The sequence below is a fragment of the Pirellulaceae bacterium genome, from assembly GCA_029243025.1.
Lineage (GTDB): Bacteria > Planctomycetota > Planctomycetia > Pirellulales > Pirellulaceae.
This window is the reverse complement of record JAQWSU010000010.1, coordinates 22,031-35,294: the sequence shown is the minus strand read 5'-3', so window position 1 is coordinate 35,294 and position 13,264 is coordinate 22,031. Positions and strand designations below refer to the sequence as shown.

4 protein-coding genes are annotated in these 13,264 nt (G+C 53.6%); all 4 read right to left on the bottom strand.

Annotation, left to right across the window (positions count from 1 at the left end):
• Positions 1-2: 2 nt before the first annotated feature.
• Positions 3-1,973, bottom strand: coding sequence for a hypothetical protein (locus tag P8N76_04945; GenBank protein MDG2380999.1), 1,971 nt, complete (start codon positions 1,971-1,973; stop codon positions 3-5).
• Positions 1,966-2,259: a hypothetical protein gene (locus tag P8N76_04940; GenBank protein MDG2380998.1), complete on the bottom strand. Its 294-nt coding sequence runs from the start codon at positions 2,257-2,259 to the stop codon at positions 1,966-1,968. The genes P8N76_04945 and P8N76_04940 overlap by 8 nt, the downstream gene beginning before the upstream one ends.
• Positions 2,260-2,322: 63 nt before the next feature.
• Positions 2,323-9,306, bottom strand: coding sequence for a hypothetical protein (locus P8N76_04935; protein ID MDG2380997.1), 6,984 nt, complete (start codon positions 9,304-9,306; stop codon positions 2,323-2,325).
• Positions 9,303-12,701 (bottom strand): hypothetical protein, encoded by a 3,399-nt coding sequence (locus tag P8N76_04930; GenBank protein ID MDG2380996.1) that lies wholly within the window; start codon positions 12,699-12,701, stop codon positions 9,303-9,305. The genes P8N76_04935 and P8N76_04930 overlap by 4 nt, the downstream gene beginning before the upstream one ends.
• Positions 12,702-13,264 lie beyond the last annotated feature (563 nt).

Genomic DNA, 13,264 nt, shown 5'->3' with positions numbered 1-13,264 from the left:
CGTTAATCCACATTGAAGAATTTTTCGATCACTTCATCCCGAGGTGGCTTGGTGATGAGAGAAACGACAATTATGCTGATGGCCGAAAAGGCGAGATCCCAGATGAAGGGTTCTAACTGCAATCGATCCATGCCTCGCAGGAGGGCGAAGAACGCCAACGCAATGGGTTGAAGCCAGCTCCAGAGTTGGGGAACTAACTCTTGCCAACCGGAGCCTTCATCCACAAGTCCAAGGATGAGCACGAAGTGGGTCAGGGAGCCAACTGCCATGCCGGTGACGGCAGCAGGCGCCGTCATTCGCCGCCAATAGAGCGCGAATGCCATGGGTACCAAAAAGGATGCAGCCAGGCCGGCACTGGCGATCACAATAATGTCCTGAAGGTATTGGGGTGGGTAAAGGGCCGCTAGTGTGGCCAACACACCGATCACGATTGTGCCGCCGTAGGTGACTCGTTTTAGCTGCGTCTCGTGTGCGTTTGGGTTAATGTAACGCTGGTAAATATCCCGGACGATCGATGACGAAACGACAAGCAAGAAGCTGTCTACGCTGGACATGACCGCTGCAAAAGGGGCTGCCAGCAAGATACCGGCCAGCCAGGGGAAGCCTGCCATCTCGGTTGAACGGACAGCCATTTCAGGCATGATCCTATCCGCATTTAACTCCATGCCGGGAATCAGCACCTTGGCACAGCAGAAAATGATTACGAGCGAAAAATAGATCACCGAAAAATAGATAGAGACGGTGACGATCGACATTTTCAGAGTGCGCGTATTACGAAATGCCATTAGTCGCACCATGTTGCTGGGTTGCCCCGATCCGCCAAAAGGCCAGAAGGCGAAAAAACTGAAAGCCATGCCTAAAGCCAGAAAGCCATGCATCGATTTCGGAGACGGGCCGGGCGGACGAAGGTACACTCCTTCAACGTCATGTCCGTAAGCATAAGGTTCGCGATCAGTGATTTTGACGCGAATGTCGTGGCGAATCAGACTGGGGTCGACTCGCTGGCGTTCTGCATCGGTTTGCAGAATTAAAATCTGCGTTGTCTTGTTTGCATTTGCATGCACTTCCACTCGCTTCCCCGTGCGAATCAGATCCCCTGCCGAGGTCTCGATCCAGGTGCCCCTCGGGATCGCGTTGGAGGAATAGTTTTCGTCGGGAAGGATTTCAGCCGTAGCAAAAACGGGAGGCTTGCATTGGCCCAGTTGACGCGTTGCATTTGTTAAGCCGCCGGTGAAATATAAGGCTAGAATCAGCATAATGATCACGCCTCCAAACATGATGATACCTTGCATCACGTCAGTCCAAACGACGGCGCGAAAACCACCATACACGACATAAAAAATGACGGCTGCCGAGAAGACTGTTAGGCACAATACATAATCGGGCTCTGTCCCTGACAGAAATGGAACTTGGCTGGTTACCTGTTCCGTCCAACCAACCGCCACTTGATAAAGTGGCACATCCTCGAACAGGCTGACCAGGATTTCACTGCCGGCTTTAAATTGCGCTAACAGATAGTAAAACATAAAGATAATGATCAGCAACGTTCCGACGATTCCCGCGATGGGACTCTCGAATCGATCACCCAGTACCTCAGGAATGGTGACCGCTTCCACGCGTCGGCTGATTTGATTAAGTCGTTTGCCGAGTAAGCCCATTGCTACGATCGGTACGAGCATGTAGCCGGCAATCCACAACGCCAACACCCAGCCATGGGTATAGATCAAGGCAGGAAATCCGACAAAGGTTCCTCCCGATGCGCTTGTTGCGGCGAACGTTAATGCGAAAGCCCAAACGCCCAGGTTACGGCTCCCGAGAAAATATTCCGAGATAAATCCGCCGGTTGGGGCCGCGCGACTCGACAGCCAAGCGATGATCATCACGAGGACGAGGTAGATTGAAAAGGTCACCAACGCGACATTCGAATCGGTCGCACCTGTCGTGGCGAATATCGTCAGCATCGGTTCAGCCATCCTGGCCTCCCGCTGACTTGTCGTCGTCTCGCATGTAGACGAGGCTAAACCAAATGGTGAACCCGTTCGAGACGAGCCAGGGGAGGGCAATTCCCCAGATGATCCAGCGAGGGAAACCGAAAATCGTCTTGGTGGGTAGCACCGACCCGTCCGCCGGAGCGTAGGCGTTCCAGCCACAATAGCCGATCACCCACGCACATACGACAAGCCAGGCGAGGAGTATGACCAGCGTCTCACGGCGTGCTGATCGGAACGCATTTGAGAGGGCTTTGCGTGACACTCGCATATGTTAGTCGGTTGTCGCCACAGATGCAAAGCCGGGCCATCCCACTTTTCGGGAATGGGCGGGTCAGCCCAGATGCTTTTCTTGGATTCGAGTCGACGGCCAGCGAAGCAGCCGCATGGCGATTAGACTTGCGGCAACAATGAACCAGCCAACGACACTGGGCTGTAACCATAGCCACCAAGCCAAGCCTGCCAGCACACCAAAAAAATAGATCCAACGCACATCTTCCAAGTAGGAGTGGTGAATTCGGGGGAGAAAGCCAAAACCGATAAGCCCCAGCAGACAGATAATCGCAATGCGAGTTTGGGGTGATTGGTGGTCATGCGGTGAATAGTTGAAACGGAGCGAATTCGACGCTCCCTCGATAGTTGCGAAGCGTTCTCTCGTACGGTAAGGGTTGGCTATGTTCCAGACTTCAATGGAATCAATTACGTCCATGCGATTTGCCAGTTGTTCGCTTGTTTCGGCCACCTCGAGGACTTCGGTCGCATCGAGCTGTCGTTGTTGGATCTTGTTCAGGTCGGTTGGTCTCAGTTCCCCTTGCTTGGCTTGTATCAGCTGGAGTCGCCGCAAGGAAGCACCGTAACGTTCACCCCATGCGGTGTACCATTGAGTGAGCTCGTCTGGCGTGAAATCCGTAGCTACTTGGCTGGCCACATCAATCATCTCCGCCAGATGGCTCAATCGCTTGAGCTGCATGGTTGGGCGACTCAGTGCATGTTTTTGGTCGATGAACCGAACGATTTCACCGGGAGGTGTCGCTTGCAGTGTCCACAAGGTTTGCCGGACTTCGATCTCAGTGTTTTCGTCTTCACCGCGAACACGACAGAGCGTTGGGGCGTGGACCGTCCGGTCCTTGGTCGGTGGATGGGGTTGAATCTTACCGGTGAACACGACCCAAATCCGCTGTGGCAATTCACTCGACATTAATTCAACGAGTACACCTGCGTCCGTCGTATTCGAGGGCAAGTCGATGAACACGTCTTCGGCCGAGACGCTGACGATCTTAAGTTGATCGGGAGATCGAACGAGGCATTGCCGGATGCCTCCCGGTTGCAGATCGAAAATGGCCTGTCCCCAATATTGATCATTTTCGGTGATCGTTGCCCGCACGTCGGTTAAGTGAACCTTGGGTGCGCTCACCTCGGTTCTCGCCGGTAAACGGGTTGCTTGGAATTCATCTTGAGTGATTTGGTAGCCAACGTAATTGGCGGGTTGATCCAAGTCTGCCATGACGTTGGCGGAAATCTCTTGGGCTTCCAGATTGGTCGTCGACCACAGAACGCTTTGGTCATCAACTCGCGTTGGTAAATACAAGGTCCGATTGATTGCGCCGTCTTCGAGCAGACGGATATTTGGAATCTTGAGTGGCTGGCCAGGGGTGGTTGGGATGGCACCTGCGAGCGTCATTTGATCGAAGTTTTCGGTTGGCCACAGTGTTACCCGAGCCATGCCCGACCGTGGCGATTTTTTCAATTCGACTTTGACGCCCAGGTCGGGATTATCAAATACGCTGGTCCATGCTGCTGGAATCTCAAATCGTAAGGCATCAAGATATCCTTGATCGACCTGGCAGGACACTTTGACTTCATGTTGCCAAGCTCCATCTTTCCGCGTGACGATGTTTGTCAATTCGGCCTTCAGCTGTTGTTCGTTTTCTCGGACCTGGATTTTGGGTGCGACCTCTTCGCCTGCTAAGCTTAAGTTCGTGTACCAGCGGGAGAGTCCCAGCTGATCCGTGATCAGAGGAGAAATCGTCGGCGGTTCTGCTGAGCTGTCTGTGTCCGGTAGAGACACGAGCACGTCGCTACGACGGAAGACGAGGAGCTGCTTGCTGTTGAGCACGCAGCCCAATAGATTGATGGGAGGCAGATCACGCAGTCCAAGTGTCTGATTCGTTTGGCGGCCAATGATTGCGAGCTGGTAGTCGCTGCTAATCGTCGGATCAAGAAACACTGTCATCTCTTGCGGGCTGTTCTTCGCCCAACGCAATTTTTGCCGCTTATTTCCCTCAATTTGCGTCACCGATTGGACTTCAATATCTTTTGCCAATTGAATCTGTTGTTGGAACTGCGGGCCGTTGATTGTGGTGATATCGGCCAGAAAGACTACGTCCGTTGCATCGGCAGCGAGTCCATATCCGATTTGAGTGTTCGCTTCGGTCGTCGGTTCGATCAGCTTTGTACTGCAGGACCAGTTGGGATTGTTTTCATCCAATCGGAAAGCGAAATTGGGTGGCGTTTCGGCGCCCCATCGGATTGAAAATGGGCTTGTCTGCAGTCGATCGGTGCCCCCTGAAATAATGGGCTTTCCTGCCAGCCTGGCGTCGAAGCTGACGCCCAGGTCGTGCGGAATACGTTTTGCTCCGAGAATGCGAAATTTTGGAAGATCCAGCCGTCCCATCCCCGGCCAACCGGCCAAGATGAAGTTGAGCTGAATGCTTTGGGGGGCTTCGTCTTCGCGATCGATGGCGAATTCCAAGACTCGAATTCCATCCTTAGCGGCCGAATTGTAGGCGAGGGGCTGATCGGATTTGATCGGATCGAGTCGCAGCCGTGCATCCACTTCGACTTGGAGGAGGTTGGAGGGCCAAAGCCGAGTGTCCACTATTAGGCGGGTGTCCCACGTTACCTGATCGGGTTTGATCATCAGCCAGCTGATTTGCTCAATCATCGGATTCACCGAAGATGGCTCGGCAGCCCAACGGAATTGGAGTCTTTTTGCGGAGCCAAATTCGATTTGCCAGTCTCCTGTGGATTCGTCGCGGGAGGTCTCTCCGATGGCCGAATCCGATTGCAGGAAAGTCAGATCTTCCGGAGCACTAAGACGCAGCGTCGAATTCATGGCGCGAGGAATTGGCAGATCCACGGAAGTGGTTGGTCCCGAATTGGGGATGCGAAATGTCATGGAAAGCTGGTGCACTCCCGCGTCTCGGATGGGCAATATCACAGCTGACTGAGCCCTGTTCCATTCCAGTTGAATCGGACGACCGTTTAACCGTCCCTCTCTTTCCAATAGGGCGGCGCTTTCTGCGGGCAGTTGGAGGCCGATGGTCGATCCGGCTGCGGTCACAAGTAAGCGGTATTCGGCCAGCACCGTATCAACCAGCGGCTCCGTAGCTCCGTTTAAACGCATCAGGTTCGCACGGTAGACAGCTGACTGAACAAGCAGCGGGTCCAAGTTCGAGATCGTGTTTGCCGACTGCAATTGGTTGTGCAGTGTTTTGGGAATCAGGATGTAATCTCCTGTCGGTTTACCCGCACGGTCGGAGGGTACGAATAGTTGGTAAGTCTTACTTGCTCGGACCTTGTCTCCCTCAGTTTCCTGGCCTTCGGCTGTTTGAGATATGAAACCAGCGGCTCCGGTCGCGATGACCAACAAGATACCTATCGCGATCGTGTTTGTTTTTTGACGGCTTGGTGTGAGTGATGAGAGTTTGCGTTGGCGAGCAGTACCGATCGCGGGTGTCAAGAAGAAACCGGTCAGAGTACCCCAGAACGCACCCAAGCCAATCCAATGGAGCGGAGTCGGTAACAGAAATACCAGCATGGTGGAAATCAACAGCGTCGTGATGGCCAGTTTGGTATCGACGCTTCGGATCCACCACGCGAATGCCACCGCCATAATGAACGCCAAGCATGCGGCGATCACGAAGCTACTTCGGTGGTAAATGATCTGAGTTTGTGTCCGGGTGGGGTTGATTCGTCGAAGTTGCCAACCGCCGGCGACAAAAGGGGCATCACTGCGAACGATGGGGACCCAGGGTTCTGGAGGATCGAGCCAATCTTTGGGCCGACTGAGTTCTATCCAAGGCATGCTTTGTGCGGTTGGCGATTTTTCCGGAATCCTCAGATTTGATTCGAGAATCACTGGGCAACTGGTGCGGCGGAGTTGGGTGGGGAATTCGGAAAGAAATTCCGCAGAGGTAAGAATTACACTGTTGTTCGTTTGCAAGAGCAGCAGCTTCGCGGTTTGCAAACGGCGGATGCCTCGCTCGTATGCGGTTGCTGCGTTGCCGGCAGGCACTGGTTGGTTCGGAGCGATGCCGTTCGCAACTAAGCGAGTTGCATCGATCCACTGAGAAGTCTTGTCAGACTCTGCAACAGCATCTTCCCAGGTCAAGGTCGAGGTCGCTCCTATTTGTTCGATCCATCGAATGGCGACAGGGCTGAGCTCTGTCTTGCGAGTGGCGGAATTCCATAGTTCCGCCCAAGAGCGACGGGCGAATAAATTGAATGGTGGCTGATGAGACGCACGCAGAAAGGGCCCAAATAGCCGCGATAAACAGGTCTCCATTAGCGACTCATGCGACCCGATTGGCGCGGGGGCCACATATTCCGGCGGCGTCCACAATTGCCACCGTTTTGCGAGTATCGGTACGTCCAATTTGGGCGGCGAGAGGCGGATTTGTTGCCACCGTCCTAACGGCGAACCGATCTCTTCATATTCCAATTGAACGGTCAAGAAACGTCGATTTGGCGGTAGGGGAATCGCCAATTCTCTGTCACTGGTGGGGGGGAATGCAAGCTTGCGACCATCCACATAAACATGTCGGATGCCGACCGCGTCAGGGAGCGTAACATTCAATTCGGAAGCTGCCTGGTTTTCGAGTGCCACCGAGAACTGGTGACGGGAAATTCCTGTTCGGTCAATTTGAGTGCTGTGGGTCGTTTGCCGGGCAAACGCCCGATGAGAGCTTTCGTCGGACAGCGCGATCGAGACCTGAGGCGGATCTTCAGCGAAGATATCGGCGAGTGGATTGTAACGGTACGAGCGTCGTTGACGCGAAAGTTGACGGTAATCTTGCCTTTGAATTGGCGTTGGGGTTAGCAGGTCGGAACCGTCAAAAGACAGTAGAATCTGCCCCGGCGCTTCAATGCGTATGACCCCTTGCTGGGTGGTGGCACCGGCGACGCGTACTAGCGGTAGATTCAACTTGCCGTCGGGAGAGGTGGGGAATTCTCGCTCACCGATCACGACGATTTGCTCGTCGGACGGTTCCGGCCATTCGACATTCCACGTTTCGCCGTGTTCATCTGTCTTCTGTTGACTTGACAGCGTTCGTTGCGGGTCGAGTGCTGGAAACCAACGAATGGGAGCTTCTGCCGGTGAAGCAAAGTGAAGCTTTAGGACTGCAAGCGGCGGAGTGGTGCGATCGATTTGGATGCGAATTCGTTCTCGTACCGAGCGGTTTGTGACCTGTGATGTGATCTCTAAGTCGGCGTGAAAAGGGCGTTTGTTCTGCGCGAGTGGATTGAAGCTGATCGAAAGATCCTGGTGATTGTCGTTCAATAACATGATGGCGGATTCTTCGTTTGCTTCGACCAGGCCGGCTTCGATCGCGTCAAGATCATCCAAGGTTAGCCAAGTTACACGCCGGTCTCGGTCGTATTGAACCAACAAGTCATCACTGGTTTGCATCGTTAGGAAGCGGCGTCGAGCCTGTTGTTGAGGCAATTCAATCGGACGGAAGTCTGTTTCCGAGAATGTTTGGTCCGTTGCATTTAAACGTCGACGAGCTCGGATTCGAATGATCGAGTCCGATTTCAAGGTAATCGGTTTCCGCAAGTCGATGTTCAGAGGCTCTTGTTGGGAGGAAGACGCGGTTGGAATTCTCCAGTCGTGAATGGAGTCGGGCTGGTCGGAATCGACGGAATCGACGGTCCAGCCAGGCTGGACAATTGTTTTAAACTTGAAAATGTCGGAGGAGGCTGAACGTAATCTCAACGCGACATCGGCGATCGCTTCATTGGCCGTTACTTCGATTGATGTGCCTTGATCGAAAATGATTTGTTGGGGAGCATGAGCAAACTGCACCATGATCTTAGCTGACGGCTCAACGAAACAAATGTTGACCAGTTCCCGATCACCTTCGGCTTCGACCTGAGAAGGTTGAAACTGATGGGCGTTCTCAAGCTGCATATCTTCCAAGACAAGAGGCCGTTGAATACGGATTCTGACCAATTCCTGTTGCCATTGTGTCTCGCTCACTTCGACACGCGGGAGCGAACGCAGCTTGCCAATCGTTTGCTCTTGGTAAGGAGCGAAGCAGGTCAACGACAGCACTTGGTTCAAACCCTGGAGGGGCGGGTCAAGCGTTAATAATACGGTGGTCGGCTCGCTCTTACCGCCGGCTGCCACGGTCCAAGAAACGGGCTGCTTTCCCGATCGCACTCGGGTTAGTTGAAGATCCGCAGTTAGTTTCAGCTGTAATTCGTGAATAGGTGTTTCTTCGGAGTCGAGGTGTAGCTCTGCATTAAGCTCAATGCCTTGTTCGGAAATCGTGTAGCGGTTGGCTTGCCGTATCAGCGGCAAGGGTTTGGGCGCTTCATTGGACCGTAGACGCAACACGATTTCGGCGTGTCCTCCGCCGTTCACTTGCCAAAGAACTGTTCCATTTGACCTGGTCTCTGTCAATTGAGAGACAACACCCACGTCCGTTTGCAGCGAGTGAGAACTGGGAAGCGTCAAACGCAATCGATTAATCGGACATCGAGGCAGTTGAAGTCGGAAAATCGTCTCACCGTTCTCGATTTCGGTTGGAGCCAGCGTCCAGTCAAAATGCAGTGTATCCGACGTCCCGACGTTAACGCTCAGACGACCGTCAGCTTGGATTCCCAATTCGGCCGCTCGGTCCGGCTCTCGATGCCATGTTGGCTTCCTGATTGCCAGATTCAACGGCTCGAGTGAAAGGCTCGTTAGTCTTGATGGGTTGGCTGAGATGTTGAGGTTGGCTGTTCCATTGATCAGGAAATTGCCGTCAAACGTTGCTTGGTAATCGGCGCGTACGATGGAAACTCCCGCTGCGATACTTTGAGGAGTGCCAATGTCGGCCTGGATCCAGGCATCGAACTGATCTCGCTTTACGGCACGTAATTCGTCCTTCGTCAACTGCAGGATCTGCTCAATCGGCGCGAAGATCAGGCGATAGGAGAGCTCCGCCGGTTCATTGTTCGGTGCCGCGGCCAAGATGCCACTCAGCAGCAGCAAACTTGTGAGCGCGAGGCTGGTTCGCGTCATCGGGGCTCTCAGGAAATAGCGACTCATGCTTTGGAGTCCGGAGTGATAGCGGGTATCGATTCCATCGGTGCAGCTTGGGTTGATGAATTGCTGCCGGCTTCTCGCCAGGTGATTTGCACTTTGCTGCGAGAATCCGAAGTGCGTTCGTCGTTTTCAGTGGCATAATGGCGACTTGAGAATCGTCGTGTCATGCCGGCGATCAACAGGCTAATAACCACGAGCACCGCACCCAGGAGGCTTGCCTGTGCCAACAACAACGATGCACTTGGGATAAGCCAAGCTCCGGTTAACAACAGGAGTGCGAGGAGTAGTAAAATGGCCGGATGTCGGATTGTGGGGATATAGATTAACGCCAGTCCGAAGGAAAAGATGATCGCGCAGGATGTGTAAACCAGTGTCCGGCGATTACTAGTTCGCACCGATATTTGTTCGACACGATCAAAGGAACTGAACAAATATTGGTTCAACGACTCAGGCAAATTTGGTTGGGTGCTGCCACCGGTCCAGCTTTCCAAGTAAGGTTGAGTCATGCTGCCAGTGCGATGCCAGAACCAGCCTTTTCGTTGCCAACGATTCGCCGAGGTGAGCTGCGGATCGGCGAGCAAGAGATGCTCGTTCTTGGGCAGAAGCAGCTGCCAGAACCAACGACGTGCTGGCAGTGCGTCTCGGAAACGAGGAATCAAGAACGTCATTGCTCCAATCGACGGTCGCGAATCATAACGTAAAGCGAGCTCAATAGTGTGTTCGCCACCGGTCCTTCGGGCGACACGAATCTCCAGTCCCTGATCCGAGAGAATGGGGGTGGTTTCCAATCCATCGACAATCAGGCTTTGGACCTCAGCACTCTGGGGTAAATCGAGGTAAACTCGATCGGATCCGGATGCAATCTGATAGACCGCTCGGTCAAGTCGCGAATTATTGGCGAGCCAAGATTGCATCCAGGCACGTTGCACGATGGTGGCGCCCGGCGTCGTCTCTTCACCCATGTCTTCCTGACGTTTGGTTGCTCGGACGGGGATCGATTGCGCCTTGCGATTGGAGGAGAGTGAGATACCGGCAAGTGAGTCATTGGAGAGAGATTGTTCGACGCGATCCCAGGCCGTGTTGGCCGCGAGTTCGAGCTGCATTGGCCCCATCGGGTTCAGACTCGCTGTGTTGCCCAACAATTGACCATCGTTTGGGTTTGCGAGGGGGACGTCGGTGTAACCGTTGTTCGGTCGCGGACTGAGGATCCAAGGGAAACCCAGTTGTAGATCAATGGGGCCAAGGCGAGGTGGATCGAGAGAGAGGGCGAGCGACACATTACCTTCGTCGTTTTCGAGATCGTTCGTTGTATTTAAGAATTGGTCAGGCGTGAATGGTTCGCCATCCAGTCTCAGATCGATGCGGTTTCGGTAGCGAGGATTCATGACGAGTTCATACAGATTACGCGACAGTGTCAGGGTCAGCCGCGTGGCAGGCTCATAAAGCACGTTGTAGGTGAAGCGTTGGGAGACCTCCACGTTCTCGGCAGAAACTTCCACCACTGTATCGGTGCGGACGCTGGTCTCCTGGTCTCGAATCTCGTAGTCGATCACCACATCACTTGGCGAACGATCGTTGCGAAAGCGAAATGCTGCAGCCGGTTGCACCGGATTCAGTGTCTGCGTGGTGATGAACTCTGGCGGGACCGATTCTTGCGTGAGCCCAACCATTTCGTCTAGTCGGTAATTCAACACCACGGGCGCGTCGCCTGTGACAATGAGAATACCGGGAGTGATCGTATCGTAGTTGGGCCAGGGAAGCGGAAATCTTAAGGTCCCCGCCGATTCAGTGACCGGTCGATGGAGATTGAGGACGAGTTCAAACTCGCCAGTGCGAGGTTGCGTGAGCCTTAATTTAATGTTGGATTCCGCGTTGTCTTGGAAGTGATCATTTTCAACCGTTGTGGACGGTCCGACGTCGCCGAGGCTCCAACCGTTCAGACCGAAGTCTAAAAAGGAAACTCGCGCACCGCGGATCTTGTATTGTAATATGACTTCTAAAGAAATCCGTTCCTCTCCTATCTTCATTCGGTAGGTGGGTTCTACGTTGACTCGCGTACTTTGTGGCTTGATTTCGACATCTAACCGGCACGGTTGTCGAAAATATTCAAAGGTGGCTAACTGCTTTCTCTCTTGTGTGTCATCCGTTTCTTCGGCGGCCTGGACACGGCGCACCGATGGACCAAGATACCAATAGACGAGCCAATCTTCGCTTGAAATCAACGAGACGCGTCCCGACTGACGCAGAGCTCCGATTACTTCGAAATTAGCGACATTGGCCAAGTCGGAATTTTCCTTGTTCGAGGCCGCTTCACCGGTGGTTTGCGTTGCAAACTGGAGCTGAATTTCCGGACTTGGATTGTCCAACGTCACTTGGACTGTTCGGCGGGTATCATCCGCGTTCGGCGCCGGCCGATTTAGTTCGCTGATTTGATAACCCTGTCCCCCTTCTGAGACAATGGTGGTGAAGGGCGGAAGTCGAATCGCAAATGCTTCAATGTCATTGCTGTAGCTGCGGACATCTAACGAGACGGTACTGCGAATCGCGCCAGGACCGTCGATGGAGACTTGAATGTCTCCGCGGGCATCCAGGTATGCCATCTTGGGGCTTGGTAACTCGATGCCATCACGCCAGACAATAATGACTTGGTTACGCAAGTCGTTTGCTGAAATCGTCGACCTCGACTCGGCACTCGGTGAAATGGTGAGTTCTTTGCCATTTTCAATATCGGCAGAGATTCGTTCGCCGGGTACATCCAACACGATCTTCGAAATATTCGCCGTTGGTGGAAAGAAACGGATCTGTGTTGCTAAAGCGGCTCGCGATAAATTCGTGGCAAATTGGAGCGAGATTTTATGCTTTCCGTTGGACTGATGACGAATCCATGCTTGGTATCCGTCTGTTGCGTCGTACGTCAGAAAAACCTGACCGTCGCCCTGGTAATCGGGAGAGTCGAGCAGGGAGCTTTCGTGCATCCTCAGTGGCACGGAGATCCATCGTTCTTGCTTGTCATCTTCGAGGCGTAGTGTGGTAATCTCCAAGCTGACGTTCAGTAAGGCGCGATCCGAATCCGCCCGCCCTTTTATCTCAAACCGGTCCACCTGGTAACTCGGTGGTTGAAGTCGCGGGTTATTTTCGAGGTTGCCATCGAGCAATTGTTGGATCCGTTCCAACGGTACATTGATCAACGGAACTCGATTCCCATCGACGTCTTCTGCGTAGATGAGTCGCGGAGCGCGTTCCACCAAGCGTAGATCGGCGGCGCTGGGCCCCTCGGTCGCGGTTGCTGGTGGAAGCGGGGCGCCAGTTTCTGATTGTTGTCCGTGGGTGGTTGTGCTGGGCAACGATGCAGCCAATAAAAGGCTGATCATTGTCAGCTTTCTGGCGGTCTGCGTCATTCGTTCGTTCCGTTGCCTCATCACGCGACCTTGTCTCCGTTGAATTCGCCAGCTCTTGACAACTGCTCGGCGTTGCTGTCATCCGGGCGGCTTCGTCATGGTCAGCTCGTTCGCCGTCAGCTCGTTCGCCGTCAGCTTGTTCGCCGTCAGCTTGTTCGCATTGGAACGTGAGCATCGATGCTCACGAAATCGTCCTCGTGTCGTCCTGCCGTAGCTCTCACAACGGATTCGTTAGTTTAATCTCGGCGTATTGTGTTCCTTGATCGGCGACACTTGTACCGTGTTTCTGCTGGGCTCTTACCGCTCCTTCGGGCGACATGGAGGCGTTGCCATCGGGGTTCGAAAGAACTCATTACGTCAGCACGCACTCTCTGTAGGAAATCGATGTTTGACGAGCCGAAATGCCGGCAGGTCCGCTGGGACAAACCGGGCCAATTCGGATCGATAACCCATTCGACCAACTCAATGCATCACGATTGAGGGCCGATCGCAGCCAGCTTCTATTCTAACTACAGAATGGCCCCAAGTGCATCGATTCAACCATCACATTCGACTCCATTTGC